24 protein-coding genes are annotated in these 26,331 nt (G+C 70.7%); 11 read left to right on the forward strand and 13 right to left on the reverse strand.

Translation table 11 applies throughout. The annotated features are described in order from the left end of the window. Positions 1-11: 11 nt before the first annotated feature. Positions 12-1,355, reverse strand: a complete 1,344-nt coding sequence (locus ACZ3KP_RS13970) for a peptidoglycan recognition protein family protein (RefSeq protein WP_467499326.1) — start codon at positions 1,353-1,355, stop codon at positions 12-14. Positions 1,356-1,484: 129 nt separating this feature from the next. On the opposite strand from ACZ3KP_RS13970, the gene ACZ3KP_RS13975 reads away from it, so the two are divergent. From ACZ3KP_RS13975 to ACZ3KP_RS13990, 4 genes are all read left to right on the forward strand, one after another. Further along, positions 1,485-2,240 carry a TIGR03089 family protein gene (locus ACZ3KP_RS13975; RefSeq protein WP_467499328.1) on the forward strand — a complete coding sequence of 252 codons (756 nt, stop codon included), beginning with the start codon at positions 1,485-1,487 and terminating at the stop codon, positions 2,238-2,240. A 114-nt stretch (positions 2,241-2,354) separates the two neighbouring features. Further along, a complete protein-coding gene (locus ACZ3KP_RS13980; RefSeq protein WP_467499330.1) occupies positions 2,355-3,488 on the forward strand; it encodes an LCP family protein in 1,134 nt (377 codons plus the stop codon). Positions 3,489-3,730: 242 nt separating this feature from the next. Further along, the gene (locus ACZ3KP_RS13985; protein ID WP_467499332.1) at positions 3,731-5,458 is read left to right on the forward strand and encodes an LCP family protein; all 1,728 of its coding nucleotides are present in this window, start codon (positions 3,731-3,733) and stop codon (positions 5,456-5,458) included. A 275-nt stretch (positions 5,459-5,733) separates the two neighbouring features. After that, the gene (locus tag ACZ3KP_RS13990) at positions 5,734-7,329 is read left to right on the forward strand and encodes an LCP family protein (RefSeq protein WP_467499334.1); all 1,596 of its coding nucleotides are present in this window, start codon (positions 5,734-5,736) and stop codon (positions 7,327-7,329) included. Positions 7,330-7,374: 45 nt separating this feature from the next. Here the strand turns inward: ACZ3KP_RS13990 and ACZ3KP_RS13995 are convergent, their stop codons facing one another. Next, on the reverse strand, positions 7,375-8,409 hold the full coding sequence (locus ACZ3KP_RS13995) for a glycosyltransferase family 2 protein (protein WP_467499336.1): 1,035 nt from the start codon (positions 8,407-8,409) through the stop codon (positions 7,375-7,377). Positions 8,410-8,535: 126 nt separating this feature from the next. Here ACZ3KP_RS13995 and ACZ3KP_RS14000 point away from each other — a divergent pair, with 126 nt between their 5' ends. Then, positions 8,536-10,047 carry an LCP family protein gene (locus ACZ3KP_RS14000; protein WP_467499338.1) on the forward strand — a complete coding sequence of 504 codons (1,512 nt, stop codon included), beginning with the start codon at positions 8,536-8,538 and terminating at the stop codon, positions 10,045-10,047. A gap of 63 nt (positions 10,048-10,110) precedes the next feature. Here ACZ3KP_RS14000 and ACZ3KP_RS14005 read toward each other — a convergent pair whose 3' ends face one another. Then, a complete protein-coding gene (locus ACZ3KP_RS14005) occupies positions 10,111-10,659 on the reverse strand; it encodes an acyl-CoA thioesterase (RefSeq protein WP_366891963.1) in 549 nt (182 codons plus the stop codon). A gap of 119 nt (positions 10,660-10,778) precedes the next feature. On the opposite strand from ACZ3KP_RS14005, the gene ACZ3KP_RS14010 reads away from it, so the two are divergent. After that, on the forward strand, positions 10,779-12,077 hold the full coding sequence (locus ACZ3KP_RS14010) for an LCP family protein (RefSeq protein WP_467499341.1): 1,299 nt from the start codon (positions 10,779-10,781) through the stop codon (positions 12,075-12,077). Positions 12,078-12,170: 93 nt separating this feature from the next. Here ACZ3KP_RS14010 and ACZ3KP_RS14015 read toward each other — a convergent pair whose 3' ends face one another. The 3 genes from ACZ3KP_RS14015 to ACZ3KP_RS14025 all read right to left on the reverse strand — a co-directional run bounded on the left by ACZ3KP_RS14015 (position 12,171) and on the right by ACZ3KP_RS14025 (position 14,398). Next, positions 12,171-12,533, reverse strand: a complete 363-nt coding sequence (locus tag ACZ3KP_RS14015) for a four-helix bundle copper-binding protein (RefSeq protein WP_467499343.1) — start codon at positions 12,531-12,533, stop codon at positions 12,171-12,173. A gap of 198 nt (positions 12,534-12,731) precedes the next feature. Further along, entirely contained in the window at positions 12,732-13,121 is a 390-nt protein-coding gene (locus tag ACZ3KP_RS14020) for a VOC family protein (RefSeq protein WP_467499345.1), read from the reverse strand. A gap of 119 nt (positions 13,122-13,240) precedes the next feature. After that, positions 13,241-14,398 carry an acyl-CoA dehydrogenase gene (locus tag ACZ3KP_RS14025; protein ID WP_467499347.1) on the reverse strand — a complete coding sequence of 386 codons (1,158 nt, stop codon included), beginning with the start codon at positions 14,396-14,398 and terminating at the stop codon, positions 13,241-13,243. Positions 14,399-14,575: 177 nt separating this feature from the next. Between ACZ3KP_RS14025 and ACZ3KP_RS14030 the strand changes: the two genes are divergently transcribed. Further along, on the forward strand, positions 14,576-15,919 hold the full coding sequence (locus ACZ3KP_RS14030) for a UDP-glucose dehydrogenase family protein (RefSeq protein ID WP_467499349.1): 1,344 nt from the start codon (positions 14,576-14,578) through the stop codon (positions 15,917-15,919). 134 nt (positions 15,920-16,053) lie between these two features. On the opposite strand, the gene ACZ3KP_RS14035 is transcribed toward ACZ3KP_RS14030, so the two are convergent. Beyond that, the gene (locus ACZ3KP_RS14035; RefSeq protein WP_467499351.1) at positions 16,054-16,560 is read right to left on the reverse strand and encodes a CGNR zinc finger domain-containing protein; all 507 of its coding nucleotides are present in this window, start codon (positions 16,558-16,560) and stop codon (positions 16,054-16,056) included. Between the two features lie 113 nt (positions 16,561-16,673). On the opposite strand from ACZ3KP_RS14035, the gene ACZ3KP_RS14040 reads away from it, so the two are divergent. Together ACZ3KP_RS14040 and ACZ3KP_RS14045 are read left to right on the forward strand one after the other, a co-directional pair. Beyond that, the gene (locus ACZ3KP_RS14040; RefSeq protein WP_358977233.1) at positions 16,674-17,033 is read left to right on the forward strand and encodes a VOC family protein; all 360 of its coding nucleotides are present in this window, start codon (positions 16,674-16,676) and stop codon (positions 17,031-17,033) included. 20 nt (positions 17,034-17,053) lie between these two features. After that, positions 17,054-17,443: a VOC family protein gene (locus tag ACZ3KP_RS14045; RefSeq protein ID WP_467499354.1), complete on the forward strand. Its 390-nt coding sequence runs from the start codon at positions 17,054-17,056 to the stop codon at positions 17,441-17,443. Between the two features lie 37 nt (positions 17,444-17,480). Here ACZ3KP_RS14045 and ACZ3KP_RS14050 read toward each other — a convergent pair whose 3' ends face one another. From ACZ3KP_RS14050 to ACZ3KP_RS14065, 4 genes are all read right to left on the reverse strand, one after another. Next, the gene (locus tag ACZ3KP_RS14050; RefSeq protein WP_467499356.1) at positions 17,481-18,569 is read right to left on the reverse strand and encodes a dipeptidase; all 1,089 of its coding nucleotides are present in this window, start codon (positions 18,567-18,569) and stop codon (positions 17,481-17,483) included. 189 nt (positions 18,570-18,758) lie between these two features. Further along, entirely contained in the window at positions 18,759-19,937 is a 1,179-nt protein-coding gene (locus ACZ3KP_RS14055; RefSeq protein WP_467499358.1) for a dipeptidase, read from the reverse strand. A gap of 21 nt (positions 19,938-19,958) precedes the next feature. Further along, positions 19,959-20,480 (reverse strand): 5-(carboxyamino)imidazole ribonucleotide mutase, encoded by a 522-nt coding sequence (gene purE / locus ACZ3KP_RS14060; protein ID WP_467499360.1) that lies wholly within the window; start codon positions 20,478-20,480, stop codon positions 19,959-19,961. Beyond that, positions 20,477-21,616: a 5-(carboxyamino)imidazole ribonucleotide synthase gene (locus ACZ3KP_RS14065; RefSeq protein ID WP_467499362.1), complete on the reverse strand. Its 1,140-nt coding sequence runs from the start codon at positions 21,614-21,616 to the stop codon at positions 20,477-20,479. The genes purE and ACZ3KP_RS14065 overlap by 4 nt, the downstream gene beginning before the upstream one ends. Before the next feature lie 207 nt (positions 21,617-21,823). Between ACZ3KP_RS14065 and ACZ3KP_RS14070 the strand changes: the two genes are divergently transcribed. After that, complete coding sequence (locus ACZ3KP_RS14070; RefSeq protein ID WP_467499364.1) at positions 21,824-22,327, forward strand: GtrA family protein; 504 nt, start codon at positions 21,824-21,826, stop codon at positions 22,325-22,327. Here the strand turns inward: ACZ3KP_RS14070 and ACZ3KP_RS14075 are convergent. Further along, entirely contained in the window at positions 22,324-23,595 is a 1,272-nt protein-coding gene (locus ACZ3KP_RS14075; protein WP_467499366.1) for an ATP-binding protein, read from the reverse strand. The two genes, ACZ3KP_RS14070 and ACZ3KP_RS14075, sit on opposite strands and share 4 nt — an antisense overlap. Before the next feature lie 60 nt (positions 23,596-23,655). After that, positions 23,656-24,333: a response regulator transcription factor gene (locus ACZ3KP_RS14080; RefSeq protein ID WP_132893872.1), complete on the reverse strand. Its 678-nt coding sequence runs from the start codon at positions 24,331-24,333 to the stop codon at positions 23,656-23,658. A gap of 491 nt (positions 24,334-24,824) precedes the next feature. Between ACZ3KP_RS14080 and ACZ3KP_RS14085 the strand changes: the two genes are divergently transcribed. Next, a complete protein-coding gene (locus ACZ3KP_RS14085) occupies positions 24,825-26,321 on the forward strand; it encodes an oligopeptide:H+ symporter (protein ID WP_467499369.1) in 1,497 nt (498 codons plus the stop codon). Positions 26,322-26,331 lie beyond the last annotated feature (10 nt).

Genomic DNA, 26,331 nt, shown 5'->3' on the forward strand with positions numbered 1-26,331 from the left:
GCAGCCCGCGCTCAGCGTCCCTGGAGGTGCGCGGAGCTGGTCCGGGCCGACCCGAGTCTGGCGTACAGCTTGGCTCCCGGACAGTCGGTCGCATACCCGTCCCTATGACCCGAGATCACGTTCAGTCGTACGTTCTTCCCCTTTGGGTAGAGATTGCCACCCCCGGACCTCAGATATGTCTTCCCCTTCGGATTGGCCCCGTAGAGACCGAGCTTCCACGCGGTGAGCCGGGCGAGGGCGGTCACCGCGGCGGCGGGCGGCTGGTGCGAACCGAACGTGCCGATCACGGCGATCCCCGTGCTGTTGCTGTTGAAGCCCAGCGTGTGGGCGCCCTTGACGGCCTTCGCCACGCCCCCGGCGCGGCCCTCGTAGATGGTTCCGCACTTGTCGACGAGGAAGTTGTAGCCGATGTCCCGCCAGCCCATGCTCACCACGTGGTAGCGGTAGATACTGCGGATGACGGACGGGGCCTGTGAGCACTTGTAACCGTTGCCGGAGTCGGTGTGGTGGACGAAGGCCGCCTTGACCTTCCCCGTGTACACGAACCCCTTCTCGCGCAGCGACTCGTCGGCGCGCCAGCCGCGGCGGGTGACGATCCTCGGACGCGGTCCGATGTACGGCTTGCCGCGCGGGACGTCGACGCCGTCCAGATCCAGCAGTTCGCGTTCGGTGTCCGCGCGGTCCAGTTCGGGGATCTCGGTGGCGCCGAAGGGGGCGAGGTCGGCGTTGGTGGCGGCCGTCGTGTCGTCCTCGGTGGGCAGGCCGTCGGCGGGTGCGCCCTGGGGCGGGGAGTCGGCACCGGGGTCGACGAGTTCGAGGCGCAGCCCGGCGGGGAGCAGGTCGCGGCTGCCGTTGCCGAGCGGGCCGGGGCCCTCGTCGGCCTCGGCCCGCACGCGCAGGTCGACGCCGTCCGAGTCGCCGACCCACAGGGGTGCGGTGGCGCCGTGCACCCGGCCCGACTCGGCCTCCGCCGTGTCCGGGTCGGCACCGTGGTCGGCGTTGCGCGTGTCGACGTCCTGCCAGCCCGACCAGGTGCCGGTACCGGCGGACCGGGTGCGCACCTGGACCGTGCCGTGCAGTTGGGTTCCGGGGTTGTCCCAGACGACGCCGACGAGCGAGAAGTGCCGTACGTCCTGCCGGAACACACCCTGCTCGGGGGCCCGGCCGAGGACGCGTTCGCGGGTGCGGGGGGCGAGGGGCAGCGACTGGGTGCTGCCTGCCGTGCCTGTCGACAGGCCCCGTACCGGCACCGCCGCGGGCGCCGCGGCCGCGGACGGCGTGTTCAGGACGGCCGGCGGAAGGGCGAGGGCCACCACGCAGGTGATGCCGATCGAGGAAGTCAGGTATCCACGCATGCCCCTGATGTTGAACACAGTATGACAAATATGTCTATTGCGGATGTGACGGTCCGTCGGACGCGGTTGCGCCGAACCGGTGGCGTCGGCGGCCGGTGCGGACGGCGGCCGCGGCGTACCCTTGCGCGGGTGAACGCCACCGATCGCACCCCTGCCGACCTGCTGCGTTCCGCGCTCGCCGCGGACCCCGGACGCCCCCTGGTGACCTTCTACGACGACGCGACGGGCGAACGCGTCGAATTGTCCGTGGCCACCTTCGCCAATTGGGTGGCCAAGACCGCGAACCTGTTGCAGTCGGATCTCGCGGTGCAGCCCGGCGACCGGGTGGCGCTGCTGCTGCCCGCGCACTGGCAGACGGCCGTGTGGTTGCTGGCCTGTTCGTCGGTGGGGGTGATCGCCGACGTGGCCGGGGAGCCGGCGGCGGCCGACGTGGTGGTGAGCGGACCGGACGCGCTGGAGGCGGCCCGGGCCTGCCGGGGGGAGCGGGTCGCCCTCGCGCTGCGGCCGCTGGGCGGGCGGTTCCCGCGGACGCCGGAGGGCTTCGTCGACTACGCCGTCGAGGTGCCGAGCCAGGGGGACCGGTTCGTGCCGTTCTCGCCCGTCGACCCGGACGGGCCCGCGCTGATCGTCGCCGGGGCGGAGATGAGCGGGGCCGAGGTGGTGGAGCGGGCGGTCGGTGACGCGCCGGGGCTCGATCTGACCGGGCCCGGGTCCCGGATGCTCTCGGGGCTGGGGTTCGACACGTGGGAGGGGCTGAGCGCGGGGTTGTACGCGCCGCTGGCCGTCGGGGGATCCGTGGTCCTGTGCCGGCACCTGGACGAGTTGGGCGAGGAAGGGGTCGCCAAGCGGATCGAGAGCGAGCGGGTCACGGCCTCCGCGCGCTGAGGCCGTCGTGCGGGAGCCGCCCCTGAAGCAGGGCGGATGAAGCGGGGCGGACCGCTCGTCCAAGTGGCGTAGCCGCCACCGCCGTCACCTCCCGCCCCGGGGCACTGTGGAACCGTGACCGACGTCGTAGGGGCATCCGCCACCGGGTCCGGGCTCGCCCGGCGACGGCGTCGGCGCCTGCTCCGCGGTACGGCGCTCGCCATGGGGGTGCTCACCCTCGGTACCGTCGGCGGGGGCTGGGCGCTCTACGCCGGACTCAGCGACAACATCACCGCCGACGAGGCGGCCGCCGCCGAGCTCGCCCGGTACGAGCGGGAGCGGCCCACCGCGCTGGTGCGGGGCGCGCAGAACATCCTGGTGATCGGGTCGGACACGCGCACGGGCGACGGGAACCGCCGCTACGGCAGGGACTCGGGCACCGAGCGGTCCGACACCACGATCCTGCTCCATCTGGCCGCCGGCCGGCGCACCGCCACCGCCGTGTCGCTGCCCCGGGACCTCATGGTGCACGTGCCCGGGTGCCTGCGGCGCGACGGGCGGCGCAGCGAGCCCTCGTTCACGTTGCTCAACTCGGCTTTTGCGGTGGGAGGTTCGGCCTGCACCGTGCGTACCGTCGAGAAGCTGACGGACATCCGGATCGACCACTACGCGGTCGTCGACTTCAGCGGGTTCAAGGACGTGGTCGACGCCGTCGGCGGGGTGCAGGTGTGCCTGCCGAAGCCGATCCACGACGAGGCGGCGAAACTGCGGCTGCCCGCCGGGCGGGTCACGCTCGACGGAGAGCAGGCACTGGGGTACGTACGGGCGCGCAAGTCGCTGGGGGACGGCAGCGACACCGGCCGGATGGACCGTCAGCAGCGGTTCCTGGGGGCGCTCGTCGACAAGGTGCAGAGCGGCGGCGTCCTGCTGAACCCGGCGAAGCTCTACCCCTTGCTGGTCGCGGCGACCTCCGCCCTCACCACCGACCCCGAACTGGCCAGTCTGCGCGGCCTCTACCAGCTCGTGCGGGGACTCCGGGGCATTCCCACCGAGCACATGCAGTTCCTCACCGTGCCGCGGGAGCCGTATGTGTACGACTCCGATCGCGACCAGCTCCTGGCGGCGCGGGCGGACGCGCTGTTCGCGCTGCTGCGGGCCGACCGGCCCGTACAGGTCGGCGAGCAGGGCGGGGGTTCGGGCGGGAAGCCCGGTGGCTCTCCGGCGCCCGCGTTTCGCGGGAACACCGCCGCCGAGGACAGTTGCGAGTAAAGCACTCGCCAAGGCGGCGAACTTCCGTGCCGTTCGTTGTCAGTTAAATGGACGGGATTGCCCGCTTGTAGGGAGGAGGAATTTGTCACTGGCGTCACTCGTCGCCGAACCGGGCGGATAGTGTGAGCGTTCCGGTGCACCCGGCCACGAGGTCCGTCCTGGGGTCGTGCACTGCAATACGTGACCGAGCGCCTTGGTGGGGGGAAGGCGCCGCGTGGCCCCGACGGAGGATTCGGACAACCGTGGACGCGCAAGGCCGTGGGCGGGCGGACAACATCGATCCCGCAGACCAGTGGGTGCTCAATCCGGACACCGGCGAATACGAACTGCGACTGACGCCTTCCGCACCGCAGTCGGCGGCGCCGCAGGCGGCGGTACCGGGCCCGCGCAGGCCGTCGGCCCCGACGGCCCCGACCCGCACCGCCCCGAGCGGCACGCCCGAGGTGCCCGGGCAGCGCAGGCGGCGCGGCGAGCCCGAGCCGCCGCCCGGCCGCCGCTCCCGGCGGCAGCCGGTGCAGAAGAAGTCGAAGGCCAAGAAGGCGCTGCTGTGGACCGGCGGGTCGATGGCCTTCGTGCTGGTCGCCGTCTCGGCCGCCGGCTACCTGTACATCAAGCACCTCAACGACAACATCACGTCCGTCTCCGACGACGGCGCGAGCACCGGTGGCTTCAGCAAGGACAAAGCGATCAACCTGCTGATCATCGGTACCGACAAGCGCACCGGCAAGGGCAACGAGGGCTACGGCGACACAGGCAGCGTCGGGCACGCCGACACCAACATCCTGCTGCACATCTCCAAGGACCGCTCGAACGCCACCGCGCTGAGCATCCCGCGTGACCTGATCGTGGACGTCCCGGACTGCCCGACCGAGCAGTCCGACGGCACCACGAAGGTCATCGCGGGCACCCAGAACGTCCGGTTCAACACCAGCCTCGGCCAGGACGGCCGTACGCCCAGCTGCACCGTGCGCACGGTGACGGAGCTGACCGGGATCCAGCCGGACAACTTCATGGTGGCCGACTTCAACGCGGTCAAGACGCTGACCGACGCGGTCGGCGGGGTCGAGGTCTGTCTCGGCAAGAACATCGACGACAAGCAGTCGCACCTGAAGCTGTCCGAGGGCACCCACAACATCTCCGGCGAGACCGCGCTGGCGTTCGTGCGCACCCGGCACTCGGTCGGCTTCGGCGGCGACCTGAGCCGGATCCAGCTCCAGCAGCAGTTCCTGAGCGCTCTGATGCGCAAGCTCAGCTCCAACTCGACGCTCTCCAGCCCGACGAAGCTGCTGAAGCTGGCCGAGGTCGGCACCAAGGCGCTCACCGTCGACTCGCAGCTGGACAGCATCGGCAAGCTGAAGGACCTGGGTCTGGAGCTCGGCAAGCTGAACCCGAAGAACCTGACCTTCACCACCATCCCGGTGCTGGACAACCCGGCGGAGAAGGTGAAGGCGACGGTCGTGCTCAACGAGTCGAAGGCGCCCGCGGTCTTCCAGGCCATCAAGGACGACGTCTCCTTCACCCAGGTCAAGAAGAAGCAGGCGCAGGCCAGCAAGGACGCCGTGGCCGCCCGGCTGGAGGGCAGCAAGTCCGCGGCTTCCGAGGTGCGGGTGCGGATCCTCAACGGCGGGGCCGTGGCCGGAAGCGCCCAGGAGACCCTCAGCTGGCTGCAGAACGACGAGGGCGTCCTCAAGTCGGAGAACGCCGGCAACGCGCCCGCCGAACTCGCCAGGACGACCCTGGAGTACGCGCCCGCCCAGGCCGACCAGGCCCGTGAACTGGCCAGCCTGATGGGCCTGTCCGGCTCGGCGATGAAGCCGGGCAAGAGCGTGGTCAACTCCCAGGGGCTGCCCGCGATCACGCTCACCCTGGGCAAGGACTTCCAGGGGGCCGGGGTCTCCCTCACCACTCCGACGAAGGCGCCGGACGTGGACAGCAAGACCACCGCCGACAAGGTGACCTGCGCCAAGTAGCGAACGGCTTCGGGCGTCCGTAAGCGCGAAGTTGTCCGCAAATGGCGCCCGGTTGCTCGTAGTTGCCCTCGGGTGACACCAAGTCACACCAAATAAGTAGGTAACCCTATGGGTCCGTCACGCGTCTAACCGGGCGCGGGGCGGACCCGTGCGGTCCGTGGGACGTCCGACGGGGGGCGTGGCGGCGGGCCTGTGCGCGCAGGGCGCAGGGTGGGGAGGGCAGGGAGTTGACGCAGAGCGATGTGCGGGGGGAGGTGCCTGCGGTCGAGGACACGATGTCCCTCGCACCGAAGGCTCCTGCCACGCCTGGACGCGGCAGACGGCGCACGAGCGGCTCGCCGGCCCCGGACGGCTCGCGCGGCGGCCGACGGGTGCTGCGCTGGTCGGCGGCCGTGCTGTCGGTGGTGATCCTCGGCACGGCCGGTGCCGGCTACCTCTACTACCAGCACCTGAACGGCAACATCCACAAGGGCCGGCGCGATATCGGGGACGCCAAGGCGCAGAGGAGCGCGGCCAACGCGGCCGGACAGACCCCGCTGAACATCCTGCTGATCGGCTCCGACAGCCGTAACTCCGACGAGAACGTGAAGCTCGGCGGCGCCAAGTACGACCGGGGCAGCCCGCCGCTCGGCGACGTGCAGATGCTGATCCACCTGTCGGCGGACCGCAAGAGCGCCGCGATGGTGAGCATCCCCCGGGACACCCGGGTCGACATACCCAAGTGCACGGACCCCAAGACCGGCAAGGTGTACCCGGCGACCAACACCATCATCAACGAGTCGCTGGCCCGCGGCGGCGCCGGCTGCACGCTGGCCACCTGGGAGAACCTCACCGGGGTCTACATCGACCACTGGATCACGATCGACTTCTCGGGCGTGGTGAACATGGCGGACGCCATCGGCGGCGTCGACGTCTGTGTGAAGCAGAACGTGTGGGACCGGCCGACGGCCGCGGTGCCCGGCGGCTCCGGGCTGAAAATGACGGCCGGCACGCACATGGTGAAGGGTGAGCAGGCCCTGCAGTGGCTGCGCACCCGGCACGCCTGGGGCAGCGACCCGCTGCGGGCCAAGGCCCAGCACATGTACCTCAACTCGATGATCCGCACGCTGAAAGGGCAGAACGTCTTCACCGACACCGGCAGACTGATGGACCTGGCGGAGGCGGCCACCAAGTCGCTGACGGTCTCCGAGGAGATCGGCACCCCGAAGAAGCTCTACGACCTGGGCATGCAGCTCAAGTCGGTGCCCACGGACCGCATCACCTCCCTGACGATGCCGAACCTCCAGGACCCGCAGAACAAGGACCACCTCGTGCCGGACGGCGCCAACGCCGACAAGCTGTGGCAGATGCTGCGCGACGACGTGTCGTTCGACAAGAACGGCAAGGCCTCGGGCACCTCCGGCGCGAAGACGACCCAGGCGAGCACCCAACCCGCCAAGGAGCCGTCCGTCTCCCCCGCGAGCCTCGGCGTGCTGGTGCGCAACGCCACCCGGACCTCGACCGAGGCGCCGGTCCCCGGCCGGGCCCGGACGCTCGCCCGGGAACTGGCGGCCAAGGGCTACACCGGCGCGGCGGCGGACTCCTCCACGGCCGCGGAGGCGGCGGAGAAGACCGTCGTGCAGTACCCGAGCGCCGACCTCCAGGGCGATGCCCAGGCGGTCGCCAAGGCGCTGGGGATCCCGGCGGCCCAGGTCAAGCAGACCACCGACGTGTCGGGCGTCACGCTCGTCGTCGGCTCCGACTGGCGGGACGGGACGGCGTACCCGAAGCAGTCCGCGCCCAAGGCCGGTGACCTGCCCGAGAACGCCGACGCCATCAACGGCTCCGACACCAAGCAGTGCATGGACGTGTACGGCCCCTACCGCTGGTGACGCGGACGGCCGGGGGTCGCGTCCCGGTCGTACGACCGTCGGTGCTCAGTCGGCCGCAGGGCTGAGCACCGCCGGGCGACGGGACGCGATGACCCGCTTCGCCAGCGACTTCGGGCTGGTCAGGAAGCCGTACCCCCACGACATGTGCATGGTGGCGAGGGCCAGCGGGATCTGCAGCCGCGCCTTGAGCGGCAGCCCCTTGCCGGCCGGGACGGACCCGGCGACGATCGCCGCGAGGTAGGCGCCGGGCACCACGAAACCGAACGGGGTCACCAGGGCGCCGACCACGATCCCGGCCGCCATCGCGCACACCGCGGCCGGCGGGGCGAGGTAGCGCAGGTTGATGGAGCCCTCGTGGAAGCGGGCGACGACGTGCCGCCAGCGGCCGTAGTCCTTGTACTGCTTGGCCAGCGCCCGCACGCTCGGCCGCGGCCGGTACGACACCCTCAGCTCCGGAGAGAACCAGATCAGCCCGCCGGCCTCGCGGATGCGGAAGTTCAGCTCCCAGTCCTGGGCGCGGATGAACTCCTCGTTGTAGCCGCCCAGCCGCTCCAGCGCCTCGCGGCGGAAGACACCCAGGTAGACGGTCTCGGCGGGCGCCGCCTCTCCGCCCGTGTGGAAGGCCGCGTTGCCGACACCGATCTTCGAGGTCATGGCCGCCGCGACCGCCTGCTCCCAGGCGTTCTCGCCCTCGGCGTGCATGATGCCGCCGACGTTCTGCGCGCCGGTCTCCTCCAGGAGCCGTACGGCGGTGGTGATGTAGTTCGGCGAGAGCATGCCGTGGCCGTCGACGCGGACCACGATCGGGTGCCGGGAGGCCTTGATCGCGGCGTTCAGCGCGGCCGGGGTGCGCCCGGTCGGGTTCGGGACGGTGTGCACGCGCGCGTCTTCCGCCACGAGCCGGGCCGCTATCTCGTCCGTGCGGTCCGTGGACGGACCGAGGGCGATGACGACCTCCAGCTCGCCGGCGTACTCCTGCGCGAGGATCGCTTGGACGGCCCCGCGCAGGTGCCGCTCCTCATTGAGGACGGGCATGATCACAGAAACTGCGGGGTGCCGCACGTCGGGCTTGGCGTTCATAGGGGGCTCACGTTACCGCGAACGGGGGACAGCGGTGCGCGCCGCCGGGGCCACACCGCGGGCTGAAGGTCGTATCGGCCTACCGTGCTCATGGATCCCACGTACGGCCTCGTCCGGAGGTGTCCCTTGCCCGCCAGCCCGCCCCGGTCCCCCGCCCGGCCCGCCCGGCCCGCCCGGCCGCAGCGTCGACCACAGCCCACCCGTCAGGCCCCGCGGCCGCCGGTACGACCCACCAGGCCCCGGCGGCCGCGCTGGGCCATGCGGGCCGTGACCACACTCTCGGTGGTGGTGCTGGCGTCGGCCGGGATCGGACACTCGGTGATGGCCAGCCTGGACGCGGACATCGCGCGCGTCGACCCCTTCAAGGACATGAAGAACCGGCCCCGCGCGGGTCACGGCATGAACGTCCTGCTGGTCGGCACCGACGGCCGCGACAAGATCACCGAACGGGAGCGGCGGAAGTACCGCCTCGGCGGGGCGCCCTGCCACTGCACCGACACGATCATGATCGTGCACATCTCGGCGGACCGGGAGCGGGCCACCGTGGTCAGCCTGCCCCGCGACTCGTACGCCGAGGCCCCCGCGCACGTCGACGAGACGACCGGGCAGCAGCACGCCGCCCACCCGATCAAGCTGAACGCGGCCTACGCGGAGGGCGGCCCGCAGCTGACCGTCCGCACCGTCGAGAACATGACCCATCTGAAGATCGACCACTATCTGGAGGTCGACTTCATCACCTTCATGCGGACCGTCGACGTGCTCGGCGGGGTCCGGGTCTGCACGGCCCAGCCGCTGAAGGACTCGTACACCGGGCTCGACCTCTCCCCCGGCAGCCACCTCCTCAACGGCGGCCAGGCCCTCCAGTACGTCCGCTCCCGGCACGTCGACGGGGCGAGCGACCTGGGGCGGATGAAGCGGCAGCAGCGGTTCCTGGCCTCGTTGATCGAACGGGCGGCGTCGTCCGGGGTGCTGCTCAACCCGATCAGGTTCCGGGACGTGACCCGGGCGGTGCTCGGGTCGGTCCGGGCCGACACGGGCTTCGGCACGGACGAGCTGCTGGACCTCGGGCGGGCGATGCGGAACTTCTCGCCGTCCTCGTCCGAGTTCACGACCGTCCCCATCGGACAGCTGGCCTATCCGGTGAAGGGCATCGGTTCGACCCTGAAGTGGGACCAGGCCAGGTCCGACCAGCTGTTCCAGGCCCTGCGCGACGACCGGCAGCTGACCGCGCCGGCGGCGCCGAAGCGGCAGGCGGGGCCCGCGCCGGTGGGCGTGGAGGTGGCACCGGAGCGGATCCGGGTGCAGGTGGAGAACGGCACCGGGACGGCCGGGCTGGCCCGGCGGATGGACGCGGCGCTGGCCGGCACGGGGTTCGCGACGACCCGGCAGCCGGTGACGGCGGCGCGGCACGACGTGAAGCGGACGGTGATCTCGTTCGACCCGCGCTGGGACCGCTCGGCGCGGTCACTGGCGGCCGCGCTGCCGGGGAGTGAGCTGCGGGCCGTGCCCGGGCTGGGGCAGACGATGCGGGTGACGGTCGGGGCGGACTTCAAGGGGGCGGTGCGCAAGGTGCGCTTCGACGACCCGGCGCCGCAGGGGGAGGTGTCCGTGATGCGGGGGAACGAGTCGGTGTGCTGACCCCGCGCCCCTGAGGGGCGCGGGTGCCGACGCCCCTGTCATGGGCGCCCTTTCGGGCCCCGCTCAGTCCGCGTACCCCTCGGCCACCCTGCGTTCGCGCAGCTCCCTGATCTCCCGGCGCCTCGCCAGCCGGTGCGTCCGCCTGATCTGGGCCTCCTGGTAGCGGCGCCGGTCCTTGTCCGTCTCCGGTATCACCGGCGGCACCCGGCGCGGCTTCCCGTCGGCGTCCACCGCCGCGAAGACCAGGTACGCGGAGCCGACCTGGGTGGCGGGCGCCGACTCGTTCCAGCGCTCGGCGAGGACTCGTACGCCCACCTCCATGGAGGTCCGGCCGGTCCAGTTGACCTGCGCCTTGACGTGGACCAGGTCACCGACGCGGACCGGCTCCAGGAACGCCATCTCGTCCATGGACGCGGTGACGGCGGGACCGCCCGAGTGGCGCCCGGCGACCGCGCCCGCCGCGTCGTCGACGAGCTTCATGATCACACCGCCGTGCACCGTGCCCAGCAGGTTGGTGTCGTTGTGGGTCATGATGTGGCTCAGGGTGGTCCGGGAAGCGGAGGTCGGCTTGCCGGGGATGTCGGAATCCGCCTCGGGGGCCTGGTCTGTCATGGCCCCCACCTTATGCCGAACGGACAATCACGGAATTTGTGTCGGCTTGGCAACAGGGACGACCTGATTTCCCGACGACCCTTGTAAGAGGTACCGGCGCTGCCTGCACACTGGGGCCCATGAACGAATGGCCCGAGGGATGGTCGAACGACAGCCGCGGAAACCGGTACGGCCGCGGCAGCGCCGGCGCGCAGCCTGAGGGCGCCCGCGTGATGCGCCAGGTACGGCGCCAGGAGCCGTCGGCACCGCCGTACGGCAGCCCGCAGCAGGGCGGCGGCGGTTACGGCGGGGTCCCGCAGCAGCCGTCGTACGGCGGCGACGGGTACGCCGACGGCGGCGGGTACGACAGCTACGACAGCGGCTACAACACCGGCCAGGTCTACGGCGGCGGCCCCGGGGGCGGGGGACCCGGCGGCCTGCGCGAGCGGGGGCCGCGGTCGGCTCCCAACTGGCGCAAGCGGATCAAGTGGACGGCGATCACGGTCGCCGGTGTGCTGATCGTCACGTCGGTCGCGACCTACTTCTGGGCCGACTCCAAGCTGCACCGGGACGTCGACCTGTCGAAGGTGATCGACCGCCCCGCGACGGGCAAGGGCACCAACTACCTGATCGTCGGTTCCGACAGCCGCGCGGGCATGTCGGACGCGGAGAAGAAGAAGCTGCACACGGGGTCGGCCCAGGGCTCGCGCACGGACTCGATGATGATCCTGCACGTCGGGGACAACGGCGACACCCTGATCTCCCTCCCCCGCGACTCGAACGTCACGATCCCGACGTTCCGCGGGTCCGAGTCCGGGAAGCTCAAGGGTCCGCTCGGCACGAACAAGCTGAACGCGGCCTACGCGTACGACGGCCCGACCCTGCTGGTGCGCACGGTCGAGTACAACACCGGGCTGCACATCGACCACTACGTGGAGATCGGCTTCGCCGGCTTCGCGAACATCGTGGACGCGGTCGGCGGGGTCACCATCGACATCGACAAGGGCTTCAAGGACAAGTACTCGGGCGCGGACTTCAAGGCGGGCAAGCAGACCCTGAACGGGGAGGAGGCCCTCGCCTTCGTCCGGACCCGGCACGCCTTCGCGGCGTCCGACCTGCAGCGCACCAAGAACCAGCAGAAGTTCCTGGCGGCTCTGGCGCACGAGGTGGCCACCCCCTCGACGGTCCTCAACCCGTTCAAGCTCTACCCCACCCTCGGCGCGGGCCTGGACTCCCTGACCGTCGACAAGGACATGAGCCTGTGGGACCTGGCGTCGATGTTCTTCGCGATGAAGGACGTCAACGGCGGCAACGGCGTCTCCATGAACATGCCGATCTCGGGTTCCGCGGGCGGCAACCTCGTCTGGGACAAGGCGAAGGTGCAGACCCTGGTGACCGAGCTGAAGAACGACCAGAAGGTCACCGTCTCCGGCAACTAGGCGACGCCGGCAGAACTTCCTCAAGAGGGGCACCCGCTCGGGATGCCCCTCTTGCCTTGGCTCCGCCGTGGCGCGCCTTGGTTCAGGCGGACGTCACATCGCCACGCCGGACATCGAGCGGCACTTCTCGGCGCAGTTGCGGCTCATCTCCGCACAGCGCTTCAGCTGCGGGTCGTCCGGCATGGACATACACGCCTCGGCGCACATGTCGCAGGCCTTGGCGCACATCGCGCACATCTCGGCCGACAGCGGCGAGCGCCGCATCATCATGTCGGCGCACATCCGGGTCATCTCGGAGCAGTCCATCAGGGCGCGCATGATGCGCATGTGGGCCTGTCCGCCCTCCATGGACATGCAGGAGCTCAGGGTCTCCTCGCACATCGTGTGCATCGCCATGCACATGTTGACGCACTCCTGCATCTGCTTGCTCATGGCCTTCATGGGGGTCTGGGTCATGGCTCCTCCAGGGAGGGGAGAGGGGTCCGGGGCGGTCCCCGTGTGGTTCCCGTCCTAAGCCCGACCGGGCGGTAGTGCCATTCAGCCGTGGCATTGGGGACGAGAGCGGCACATGAGGCGTGCGGAAGCGCGTCCGCAAGACCGTGAAGGTTGGCATCGGCCGCTCGGCGACGTGCGGGTGCCTTTCGCGGGCTGGTTCTACGGTGCCAGGGTGCGGACGACGTCGAACTCGTTGCCCTCGGGGTCTGCCATGACCACCCACCTTCGGTCCGAGCCCTGGCCCACATCCGTCCTGGTGGCGCCGAGGCCGAGCAATCTGGCCACCTCGTCCTCGGTGCTGCCGTCGATCGGGCTGACGTCGAGGTGAAGCCGGTTCTTCACCGTCTTGTCCTCGGGCACCTGGATGAACACCAGGGTGGGAGGCATCTGGCGGGCCCGAACATCCTCGATGGTCGGCGTCCAGGAGCCGATCTCGACCTTGCCCTCGCTCCGGTCGATCACCTTGAAGTCCAGAACCTCGCACCAGAAGGCCGCGAGCCTCTCCGGATCACGGCAGTCAACGACCAACTCGGTGAACCTGCTTGTCATGGCTGTCCCCGACAGTGCGGACGGATTCAGAGTATGGACCCCGGCGATCAGAGGCCGCCCGGTGCGCGTACGACGACAGCCCCCGGCGTTGCGCCGGGGGCTGTGCTGTCCACACCCTGTTAGGGAAGGTTCCTTGCCATCACGATCCGCTGGACTTGGTTCGTGCCCTCATAAATCTGGGTGATCTTCGCGTCGCGCATCATGCGCTCCACCGGGTAGTCGCGGGTGTAGCCGTAGCCGCCGAGGAGTTGGACGGCGTCCGTGGTGACCTCCATGGCGACGTCCGAGGCGAAGCACTTGGCCGCCGCGCCCTGGAAGGTGAGGTCGGCGTCGCCGCGCTCGGAGGCGGCCGCGGCCTGGTAGGTGAGGGCGCGGGCGGCGGCGATCTTCATGGCCATGTCGGCGAGCATGAACTGGATGCCCTGGAAGTCGGCGATCGGCTTGCCGAACTGCTTGCGCTCCTGGACGTAGCCCTTGGCGTAGTCGAGGGCGCCCTGGGCGACGCCGAGCGCCTGGGCGGCGATGGTGATCCGGGTGTGGTCCAGGGTCTTCATCGCGGTGGCGAAACCGGTGCCCTCCGCGCCGATCATGCGGTCGGCGGGGATGCGGACGTTGTCGAAGTAGACCTCGCGGGTCGGCGAGCCCTTGATGCCGAGCTTCTTCTCCGGCGCGCCGAAGGAGACGCCCTCGTCGGACTTCTCGACGACGAAGGCGGAGATCCCCTTGCTGCGCTTGGTCGGGTCGGTGACCGCCATGACCGTGTAGTAGTCGGAGACGCCCGCGTTGGTGATCCAGCGCTTCACGCCGTTGAGGACGTAGTGGTCACCGTCGCGGACCGCCTTCGTCTTCATGCCGCCCGCGTCGGAGCCCGCGTCCGGCTCGGAGAGGCAGTACGAGAACATCGCGTCGCCCTTGGCGAGCGGGGTGAGGTACTTCTTCTTCAGGTCCTCGCCGCCGGACAGGATCACCGGGAGCGAGCCCAGCTTGTTCACGGCGGGGATCAGGGACGAGGAGACGCAGGCGCGGGCCACCTCCTCGATCACGATGACGGTGGCGAGCGCGTCCGCGCCGGAGCCGCCGTACTCCTCGGGCACGTGCACCGCGTGCAGGTCGTTGGCGACCAGCGCGTCCAGCGCCTCCTGCGGGAAGCGGGCCTCCTCGTCCACCGCGGCCGCGTACGGGGCGATCTTCGCCTCGACCAGCGCACGGACGACGTCACGGAGCATGTCGTGCTCCTCGGACGGGCGGTACAGGTCGAAGTCAGCCGATCCGGCCAAGGTCTCTCACTCCAGACGCAGTGGTGCTGACGCTAATTACTGTTAAGTAACTCAAAGTTTAGAACGTCGCCCACGCAGAGGTGACGTGAGCTTGGTGACAGCGGGAAAGTTGCCCGGAACACGGCCCGGTTATGCTCGGGCCGCAGCCCGCACCCACGTCCCCGAGCTGGAGCATCAATGAGCCTCAAGATCACCGTGATCGGCACCGGCTATCTCGGCGCCACCCATGCCGCGGCCATGGCCGAGCTGGGCTTCGAGGTGCTCGGACTGGACGTCGTACCCGAGAAGATCGCGATGCTGGAGCGCGGCGAGACCCCGATGTACGAACCGGGGCTCGACGAGTTGCTGCGCCGGCACGTGGCCGGGTTCGAGGGCTCCACCGGGCGGCTGCGCTTCACCACCGACTGGGCCGAGGTCGGCGCCTTCGGCGACGTCCACTTCGTCTGTGTGAACACACCGCAGAAGCACGGCGAGTACGCGTGCGACATGTCGTACGTCGACTCCGCGATCGCCTCGCTCGCCCCGCATCTCACCGGGCCCGCGCTGGTCGTCGGCAAGTCGACGGTGCCCGTCGGCTCGGCGGACCGGCTCGCCGCGTACCTCGCCGAGAACGCGCCCGCCGGCGCCGATGCCGAACTGGCCTGGAACCCGGAGTTCCTGCGCGAGGGCTTCGCCGTGCAGGACACCCTGCACCCGGACCGGGTCGTGGTGGGTGTGCGCAGCGAGCGCGCGGAGAAGCTGCTGCGCGAGGTGTACGCGACGCCGGTGGGCGAGGGCACACCGTTCGTGGTGACGGACTTCCCGACCGCCGAGCTGGTGAAGACCTCGGCGAACTCCTTCCTCGCCACGAAGATCTCCTTCATCAACGCGATGGCGGAGGTCTGTGAGGCCGGCGGCGGTGACGTGGTGAAGCTGGCGGAGGCGATCGGGTACGACGACCGGATCGGGAAGAAGTTCCTGCGGGCCGGGATCGGGTTCGGCGGCGGGTGCCTGCCGAAGGACATCCGCGCCTTCATGGCCCGGGCCGGTGAGCTCGGCGCCGACCAGGCGCTGACCTTCCTGCGCGAGATCGACTCCATCAACATGCGGCGCCGCGGGCAGATGGTCGAGATGGCCCGGGAGGCGCTGGGCGGGGGGTCGTTCCTCGGGAAGCGGGTCGCGGTGCTGGGCGCGGCCTTCAAGCCGGACTCGGACGACGTACGGGACTCGCCCGCGCTGAACGTGGCGGGGCAGATCCATCTGCAGGGCGGCCAGGTGACGGTGTACGACCCGAAGGGGATGAGGAACGCGCGGAAGCTGTTTCCGACGCTGGGGTATGCGGAGTCCGCGCTGGAGGCCGTGCGGGGGGCGCATGTCGTGCTGCACCTGACCGAATGGCGGGAGTTCCGGGAGCTGGATCCGGCGGTGCTGGGGGAGGTGACCGCGGCGAAGGTGATCCTGGACGGGCGGAACGCGCTGGACCCGGAGGTCTGGCGGCGGGCCGGGTGGACGTACCGCGCCATGGGACGTCCCACGGCGTAGTACGGCGGGTGCGGACCCGCGCACGGTGTTCACAGCGGACGACACCGGTTCGGCCGAGGCTCAGTCGGCCGAACCGGTGTCTTGTTGCATTCTGCACCACGCGGCACGGGCGTGAGCGGTGAACCGGCTGTGCGTTACCGGTCCTTGGCCCGGTAGCGGCGCATCTTCGCGCGCGACCCGCACACCTGCATGGAGCACCAGCGGCCACGTCCGGCCGGGCTGCGGTCGTAGTACGCCCAGTGGCAGGTGTCGTCCTCGCACGCCTTGAGCCGGGTCCAGGTGCCCTCGACCAGGGCGTCGGCGACCGCTGCGGCCACCCGGGAGACCAGGGGGCCGGAGTCGGCGGGGGCGAGGGTCGCCGAGCCGTCCGCGGGGTCCACGGCGACGTGGAGGGGGGCGGCGGCCAGCAGGTCGCCCAGCGGGGTGACCTCGCGGTGCGGCGGGTGGCCGGCGTGGGCGAGGAGCGTGGCGCGCAGGGACTCGCGCAGGGTGCGGGCGGCCGCGAGCTCGGCCTCCGTGATGCCGAGGCCCGCCCTGCCGTCCGGCGTGTCCAGGGCGTCGGCGCCGGACTCCAGGTCCAGGGTGTTCACCAGGGACTCCACCAGGGCCAGGCCGCCCGGCGCCGGCGATCTTCCACTCATCCCCGCGCGTCACCTCCGCAATCTCCTTGCGACGTTACCTCCACTGCGGGAGCATGCGGTAACCGTTACTGGTTACCCGCCATTACAGGTAACTCGGACCCAAGGAGGAAGTCATGGCTCTCGCCAAGCTCGGTGTCGTCGTCCTGGACTGTCCCGACCCCGCCGCGCTCGCCGGTTTCTACGCCGGGGTGCTGGGCGGAAGCGTGGAGGGAGAGGGCGACTGGGTGGACCTGAAGGTGCCCGGCGGGCAGGCGCTGGCGTTCCAGAAGGCGCCCGGTCACGTGCCGCCGAAGTGGCCCGCGCCCGACGACTCGCAGCAGTTCCACCTGGACCTGGTGGTGCCGGACCTGGACGCGGCCGAGAAGGGGGTGCTGGAGCTGGGCGCGAAGCCGCTGGACGCGACGGACCGGACCCGCAGTTTCCGGGTGTACGCCGACCCGGCGGGGCACCCGTTCTGCCTCTGCGCCTGCTGAGATAAGAGAGAGGCGGACCCATGGCGTCCATCGCCCGACTGCGCAACGTAGTGATCGACTGTCCCGACCCGCTCGCCCTGGCCGAGTTCTACGCGGCCGTGGCCGGCGGCTCCCCGGCGGCGGCGGAGGGCGACTGGGTGGTGCTGAAGCTGCCGGACGGGCTGCGGCTGTGCTTCCAGCGGGCCGAGGAGTACACCCCGCCGCAGTGGCCGCGCGCCGACCGCGACTCCCAGCAGTTCCACCTCGACTTCGACGCGGGGCCGACGTGGGAGGACGTCGACGCGGCCGAGAAGCAGGTGCTGGCGCTCGGGGCCCGGCTGCTGAGGGGGGAGGAGGATCCCGAAGCCGAGGACTTCCGGGTGTACGCCGACCCGGCCGGACACCCGTTCTGCCTCTGCCGCATCGACTGACCGGGGACGCGGTCCGTCGGCCGCCCGGCGTGGTCGGTCACTCCTCCGGGTCGGTCGGGCGGGGCTGGTTCGGGTCCCGGCGGCGTTGCGACGCGCGGGCTGTGAAGTCGGCGCTGCGTAGGGCCCGCTGGACGTTTCCCCAGGTCAGCAGGGCCAGTTCCGGCTCGGACCAGCCGCGTCCGAGCAGTTCGGCGATCAGCCGGGGGTAGCACGAGGTGTCGGCGAGGTCGCGGGGGTGGGCGGCGCCCGAGTCGTAGGTGCCGGACAGGGCGACGCACTCGGGGCCGGCCACCACCCGGAGGTGGTCGAGGTGGTCGGCGACGTCCGGGAGCGTCGGCCCGGTCTGCTCGGCGGTCAGCGGCACCATGCACACACCCTTGTGCTCCCCCAGCCGCACGAGCAGGTCGTCGGAGAGGTTGGCGGGGTGCGGGCGTACCGCCGCGGCCGCGGAGCGGGTGCACAGGACCGGTGTCTTGGAGAGGGCGAGCACCCGGGCGAGGGCGGCCTCCGGGGCACCGGACAGGTCGGCGAGCACCCCGAGCCGGTTCATCTCCCGCACCACCTCCTCGCCGAACCGGGTCAGCCCCTCCTCACCCGCCCAGTCGGCGCCCGCGAGGGAGAGCACGCGCAGGCCGAGGGAGTGCAGGACCCGCAGGATGCCGAGGGAGTCGTCGACGGCGGCGGCGGAGGCCGGCCCGAGCACCACGGCGACCCGGCCGCAGTGCCGGGCGTCGATGATCTGCCCGGCGGAGCGCACCATCCGCAGGCCCTCCGGATGTGCCTCGACGACCCGGCGGGCCAGGTCCAGCTGCTCCAGCGTGGCGCCCACGGCCCGCTCGTCCGGCGCCACCTGCAACGACCAGAACAGGGCGCCGACGTGCCCTTCGCGCAGCCGGGGCACGTCCGTGTCCACGGCGGCCTCGCCCAGCTCCAGGTCGTACCAGGGCAGTGGTTCCAGTGCCCGCGGCAGCCCGCTGTAGCCGTCCGCGACCGGGTGCTCGGCCAGCAGGGCGTGCGCCCGTCCCAGGAGTTCGCGGTCGGTCTCCGCCGGGAACGGATCGTCCGGGAGCCAGTCGCCCCGACCGACCTCGGTCGCGGCGGGGACGTCGTTCTGGAGGTCGGCCATGGGGGCTCCGTACGTCGTCGTGGGCTACGTCGTGAAGGGGCTGTAGTCCACCGTCGCACGCCCGGCCGGAAGGGTTCCTGGTGGACGGGGCGTTCGGGGTATCGCCGCCGCGGCACCCGTACGGGGGCGTGCGGGGCCGGGGCCGCGCCGTCCCCGCCGGGCGTGAGCCGCCGCGAGCCGGGCCGGGGGTCAGCCGTCCAGGGACTCGATCGTGGCGTGGGAGGGACCGCGGGTCGCCTGGAGATCGCGGGCCACGTCCTCTGCCGCGCCGAGCACGCGGACCGCGTTCTGCCAGGTCAGCTTGGCCAGGTCGGACGTGGACCAGCCGCGGTCGAGGAGTTCGGCGAGGAGGTTGGGGTAGCCGGAGACGTCGTTCAGGCCGTCGGGGGTGAAGGCCGTGCCGTCGTAGTCTCCGCCGATGCCGAGGTGGTCGATGCCGGCGACCTCGCGCATGTGGTCGAGGTGGTCGGCGACCGTGGCGGTGGTCGCGACCGGGCGGGGGTTGCTCTCCTCGAAGGCGCGGTGCACCTTCATCGCCGCCTCGGTGGTGTCGAGGTGGTGGAAGCCGTGGGCGCGCATGTTGTCGTCGGCCGCCGACGTCCAGTCGACCGCCGCCTGGAGCACGAACTTCGGCACGAACGTCACCATCGCCATGCCGCCGTTGGCGGGGAGGCGTTCGAGGACGTCGTCCGGGATGTTGCGGGGGTGGTCGCAGACGGCCCGGGCGGAGGAGTGGGAGAAGATCACCGGGGCGGTGGTCGTGTCCAGGGCCGCGCGCATCGTCGTGGCCGCGACGTGGGAGAGGTCCACCAGCATGCCCAGGCGGTTCATCTCCCGGACCACCTCACGGCCGAACGCGGACAGGCCGCCGACGTTCGGCTCGTCGGTCGCCGAGTCCGCCCAGTCGTTGTTGTCGTTGTGGGTGAGCGTCATGTAGCGCACGCCCAGCTCGTACAGACCGCGCAGGGTGCCCAGCGAGTTGTCGATCGAGTGGCCGCCCTCCGCGCCCATGAGGGACGCGATACGGCCTTCCGCGCGCGCCGCCTCCATGTCCGCGGCGGTCAGCGCGGCCCGCAGGTCGGCGGGGTAACGGGCGATCAACTGCCGGACGCAGTCGATCTGTTCGAGGGTCGCCGGGACCGCGCCCGGCAGGTCCGAGCGGACGTACACCGACCAGTACTGCGCGCCGACCCCGCCCTCGCGCAGGCGCGGGATGTCGGTGTGCAGGTGGGCGTTCTGGTGGGTGGCGATGTCGCGGGCGTCGAGGTCGTAGCGGACCTGCTCGCGCAGTGCGTACGGCAGGTCGTTGTGGCCGTCGACGACCGGGAACTCGCGCAGCAGGGACCGGGCTTCGTCGAGAGAGGTCATTGCGTATTGCTTCCCGGAGTCCTACTTGCCGAAGCCGAAGCCGGCCGTGCCCTCGACCTTGGACCGCAGGCGCTTGCCCTTCTCCGTCGCCTGGTCGTTGAGGTCCTGCTGGAACTCGCGCATCCGCTGCAGGAGGTCCTCGTCGTGCGCGGCGAGGATGCGGGCGGCCAGCAGACCGGCGTTGCGGGCGCCGGCGACGGAGACGGTGGCGACCGGGACACCCGCCGGCATCTGCACGATGGAGAGCAGGGAGTCCATGCCGTCGAGGTACTTCAGCGGGACCGGCACGCCGATGACCGGGAGGGGCGTGACCGAGGCGAGCATGCCCGGGAGGTGTGCCGCTCCCCCGGCGCCCGCGATGATCACCTTCAGCCCGCGGTCGGCGGCCCGCTCACCGTACGTGATCATCTCGCGCGGCATGCGGTGCGCGGAGACGACATCGACCTCGTACCCGATCTCGAACTCGTCCAGGGCCTTGGCGGCGGCCTCCATGACGGGCCAGTCGGAGTCGGAACCCATCACGATGCCAACAACGGGGCTCATTCGGTGATCGTGCCTCTCAGGTAGCCGGCTGCGTGACGTGCGCGGTCGAGTACGTCGTCCAGGTCGTCGCCGTAGGTGTTGACGTGGCCGACCTTGCGGCCGGGCTTCACGTCCTTGCCGTACATGTGGATCTTCAGTTTGGGGTCGCGGGCCATGCAGTGCAGGTACGCGGAGTACATGTCGGGGTAGTCGCCGCCCAGGACGTTGACCATGACGGTCCACTGCGCGCGCGGACGCGGGTCGCCCAGGGGCAGGTCCAGGACCGCGCGGACGTGATTGGCGAACTGGGAGGTGATCGCGCCGTCCTGGGTCCAGTGCCCGGAGTTGTGGGGGCGCATCGCCAGTTCGTTGACGAGGATGCGGCCGTCGCGGGTCTGGAACAGCTCCACGGCCAGGTGACCGACGACACCGAGTTCCTTGGCGATGGTCAGGGCCATCTCCTCGGCCCGCAGCGCGAGGTCCTCGTCCAGGTCGGGGGCGGGGGCGATCACCGTGTCGCAGACGCCGTTCACCTGCTGGGACTCGACCACCGGGTAGGCGACGGCCTGGCCGTGCGGGGAGCGTACGACGTTGGCGGCGAGCTCGCGGACGTAGTCGACCTTCTCCTCGGCGAGGACCGGCACGCCGGCCCGGAACGGGTCGGCGGCCTCCTCGGCCGTCTCCACGACCCACACGCCCTTGCCGTCGTAGCCGCCGCGGACCGTCTTGAGGACGACGGGGAAGCCGTCGCCCTCGGCCGCGAACCGGACCACGTCCTCCTGGTCGGCCACGATCCGGTGCCGTGGGCACGGCACGCCGATCTCGGTGAGCTTCGCCCGCATCACGCCCTTGTCCTGGGCGTGCACCAGCGCGTCGGGGCCGGGGCGCACGGGGATGCCGTCCGCCTCCAGGGCCCGCAGGTGCTCGGTGGGGACGTGCTCGTGATCGAAGGTGATCACGTCGCAGCCGCGCGCGAACTCACGCAGCGTGTCCAGGTCGCGGTAGTCGCCGACGACGACATCGCTCACCACCTGGGCCGCCGAGTCCTGAGGGGTGTCACTGAGGAGCTTGAACCTGATGCCCAGCGGGATGCCCGCCTCGTGCGTCATACGCGCGAGCTGCCCCCCGCCGACCATGCCTACTACCGGGAACGTCACACCCTCAGGGTATCGGCCGCGCCGGGGTGGCCGGATCGCACGCCCCCGACCGGCGCTCTTACCCGCCGCTTCGCCGCCTCTTGCCCCGGTTTTCCGGTCTTCTTCCCAAGCCGTTCCCCAGCTGTGTCGCCATCCACAGGCACGGACCACCCGGGGTCGTTAGCATGGCTGGGTCGCCAACACCTACGGACGGGAGCCCGCACAACCATGGAACGTCGTTCCTCGGGGCTGCAACGGCTCGTACGAGAGGTCGCCAAGTTCGGCGCCGTCGGCGGGGCCGGAATTCTCGTCAATCTCGGCGTCTTCAACCTGGTCCGGCACGTCACCGAGCTGCCGGTGGTGCGTGCGAGTGTCATAGCCACCGTCGTCGCCATCGTCTTCAACTACCTGGGCTTCCGCTACTGGACGTACCGGGACCGTGACAAGGGCGGCCGCACCCGGGAACTCACACTGTTCCTGCTGTTCAGCGCGGTCGGTCTGGTGATCGAGAACGGTGTGCTGTACCTGGCGACCTACGGGTTCGGCTGGGACAGCCCGCTGCAGAGCAACGTCTTCAAGTTCGTCGGCATCGGCGTGGCGACGTTGTTCCGCTTCTGGTCGTACCGCAGCTGGGTGTTCAAGACGCTGCCGGCCCGGGAGACGGTCGCGGACGCGGAGGCCATCCTGGAGCAAGCCGCCGACTCACGGAACCCCAGGCAACGGGTCCGCTAGCGGACCGTCGGGAGGCCGTCGTCGGGTTTGTGCTGGGGTGGGGTTCGGGAGAGGAACAGGCCGAACACCGGGGGCTGGGCCTGGAGCAGTTCGAGGCGGCCGCCGTCCGCCTCGGCGAGGTCGCGGGCGACGGCCAGCCCGATCCCGGTGGAGTTGCGGCCGCTGATGGTCCGCTCGAAGATCCGGTTGCCGAGGTCGGCGGGGACCCCGGAACCCTCGTCGGTCACCTCGACCACGGCCTGGTTGCCGGTGACCCGGGTGCGCAGCGCGACCGTGCCGCCGCCGTGCATCAGCGAGTTCTCGATCAGCGCGGCCAGCACCTGCGCCACCGCACCCGGCGTCCCCACGGCCCGCAGATGCCGTTTGCCCGAGCTGACGATCGCCCGGCCCACCCCGCGGTAGGCGGGCCGCCACTCGGCGAGCTGCTGCTGGATGACCTCGTCCAGGTCGAAGGAGACGGCGGAGCCGGTGCGCGGGTCGCGGGAGTTCGTCAGCAGCCGCTCGACGACGTCCGTGAGCCGCTCGACCTGCGTGAGCGCCACGTTCGCCTCCTCCTTCACGATGTCCGGGTCATCCGTGAGGGTGATCTCCTCGAGGCGCATGGACAGCGCGGTGAGCGGGGTGCGCAGCTGGTGGGAGGCGTCGGCGGCGAGCCGCCGCTCGGCGGTGAGCATCCGCCCGATCCGCTCGGCGGAGGAGTCCAGGACGTCGGCGACCCGGTCCAGCTCGGGAACGCCGTACCGCTTGTGGCGGGGCCGCGGGTCGCCGGAGCCCAGCCGCTCCGCGGTCTCCGCGAGGTCGGTGAGCGGGGAGGCGAGCCGGTTGGCCTGCCGGATGGCCAGCAGCACGGCGGCGATCACGGCGAGCAGCGCGACCGCCGCGATGATCAGCAGCGTACGGCCGACCTCCCGGGTCACCGTGGAGCGCGGCTCCTGGACGGTGACCGTCTCGCCCTCCTCACCGTCGGCGGTGAAGTGGATGACGTCGCCCTCGGGCTTCGTGCCGAGCTCGATCACCGGCTTCCCCGGGATCCGGATGACGGCGTACTGCTCCTTGGAGACCTGGCTGCGCAGTATCTCGGCGGTCACGTCCTCGTCCCCGAGGATCCGGCTGTCCACGATGCTGGCGAGCCGCAGCGCCTCGGAGTCGACGCGCTCCTGGGCGCTGTTGCTGATGGTCCGCGACTCGACGATCACGAGAGAGACGCCGAACACGGCGATGACGACGAGTACGACGGCGAGGGTGGACTGGATCAGACGACGACGCACGGCACTCTCCGGGAAACGACCACATCAGCACCCCGGGAGGGGGCGCGCGGCGTGACCGACCTAGCTCTTCTCGAAACGGAACCCGACGCCCCGCACGGTGGCGATGTACCGCGGGTTCGCGGCGTCGTCGCCGAGCTTCTTGCGCAGCCACGAGATGTGCATGTCGAGCGTCTTGGTGGACGACCACCACGTCGTGTCCCAGACCTCGCGCATCAGCTGGTCCCTGGTCACCACCCGGCCGGCGTCCCGCACCAGCACCCGCAACAGGTCGAACTCCTTGGCGGTGAGCTGGAGTTCCTCGTCCCCCATCCAGGCCCGGTGCGACTCCACGTCGATGCGCACACCGTGCGTGGCCGGCGGCTGCGCGGGCTCCGTGGCGCCCCTGCGCAGCAGCGCCCGCACCCGGGCGAGCAGTTCGGCGAGCCGGAACGGCTTGGTGACGTAGTCGTCGGCGCCCGCGTCGAGACCGACGACGGTGTCCACCTCGTCGGCCCGCGCGGTCAGGATGAGGATCGGCACGGCGTGGCCCTCGGCCCGCAGCCGGCGCGCGACCTCCAGGCCGTCCATGCCGGGCAGCCCGAGGTCCAGGACGACCAGATCGATGCCGCCCTGCATTCCGGCGTCGAGCGCGGTCGGTCCGTCCTCGCGCACCTCGACCTCGTAACCTTCCCGGCGCAGGGCGCGGGCCAGCGGCTCCGAGATGGACGCGTCGTCCTCGGCGAGCAGTACACGGGTCATGAGCTGATGGTAGACCGCTCACGCGCTGTAAAGGAGTGTGATCGGCACCCGGGATTCTTACCTTGGGGCACAGTGGTACGAACCTGTGGGTGAAGGGTGCGATCGTAGAAGGGACCTTCGAAACCCGTCCTGAGGTTCCCCCGACACCTGTGATCCGTGTCTCAAGTCCTTCCATATCCGGCAGTGTCCTGACGTAGAGTGAAGTGAACGCCTGTAGTACACCGGGGACCTTTGGCGGGCATCTCGTCGCTGAAGGTCTCTTTTGTGTGCGGGCCGGTTCGATCCGGCCTCGAAAGGAATGACCTCTGGCCGGGCCCCGGACGCGACGCAGCGTCACGGGGCGTGGATCCCGGTGGTCGCCGTCCGCCGCCCCGCGACCCGGGACGGGCTCCCCCCGGGCGTGGGGTGGACGGTCCGACCCGCCGGTGCCGGCCGCTCCCCCCACGGGCGCGCAAAGCCCCGCCGCGCGCTCCGACCAGCAAGGAACGACCATGGCGTCCAGCCTGACGAAGGACTCGGTCCGACCGGGCACCCCCGGTTCCGAGAAGACCTTCTTCGGCCACCCCCGCGGACTGGCCACCCTCTTCATGACCGAGATGTGGGAGCGATTCTCCTACTACGGCATGAAGGCCCTGCTCCCGCTGTACCTGGTCGCTCCCGGCGGCCTGCACATGAGCGCGGCCACGGCGACGGCGATCTACTCGGTGTACCTGTCGCTCGTGTACCTGCTCGCCCTGCCGGGCGGCTGGTTCGCCGACCGCGTCCTCGGCCCCCGCAAGACGGTCGCCGTCGCGGGTACGGTCATCATGCTCGGCCACCTGACGCTGGCGCTGCCCAGCGCCGGCACGTTCTTCGCGGGCCTCGGCCTGGTCGCGATCGGTTCCGGTCTGCTGAAGGCCAACATCTCCACGATGGTCGGCCACCTGTACGACGGCCCGGACGACCCGCGCCGTGACGGTGGCTTCACGCTCTTCTACATCGGCATCAACCTGGGCGCGTTCGCCGCGCCGCTGGTCATCGGCACCGTCGGCGAGAGCTACAACTGGCACCTCGGCTTCGCGCTGGCCGCGGTCGGCATGGCACTGGGCCTCGCCCAGTTCCTGCTGGGCACCCGCCACCTGAGCTCGCGTTCGGACATCGTCCCGACGCCGCTGTCCGCCGCGGAGAAGAAGGCGACGTTGACGAAGGCCGGCCTCTGGGCCGCCGTCGCCGCGGTCTTCTACCTGGTCGTGGGTGTCTCCGGCGTCTACACGCTGAACTGGCTGCTGGTCCCGATCACGATCGCCGGTCTGCTGATCCCGGTGTTCGTCATCGCCCGCATCAAGCGGGACAAGGACCTGGACCGCGCCGAGCAGTCCAAGATGAGCGCGTACATCTGGTTCTTCGTGGCCGCCGCGGTCTTCTGGATGATCTACGACCAGGGTGGCTCGACCGTCTCCCTGTTCGCCGACGCCTCCGCGAAGAACACGATCTTCGGCTGGAACTTCCCGGTCTCCTGGTACCAGTCCGTCAACCCGGTCATGATCATGGCGTTGGCGCCGGTGTTCGCCTGGGCGTGGCTGGCGCTGGCCCGCCGGGGCAAGGAGCCGAGCACCGCCGTGAAGTTCGCCGGTGGTCTGGTGCTGATCGGTGCGTCGTTCTTCCTGTTCCTCGCGCCGCTGTCGATCGCCGACGGCGGTCACAAGGCCGCGGCGATGTGGCTGGTGGGGATCTACTTCGTCCAGACCGTGGGTGAGCTGATGCTGTCCCCGGTGGGTCTGTCCGTGACGACGAAGATGGCTCCGGCGAAGTACGCGTCCCAGATGATGGGTGTGTGGTTCCTCGCGGTGACCGCGGGCGACGCGACGACCGGGTTGCTGTCGATCGCCGGGGTCGACCTGAACAAGACGGGGATCGTGGCGCTCCAGGCGGCGCTGGCGGTGCTGGCCGGTGCGGCCGTGTGGATGTACCGGAAGAAGGTCCGCGAGCTGATGGGCGACGTTCACTGATCGTCTTCTG

It is taken from the genome of Streptomyces sp. NPDC020958 (assembly GCF_055562175.1).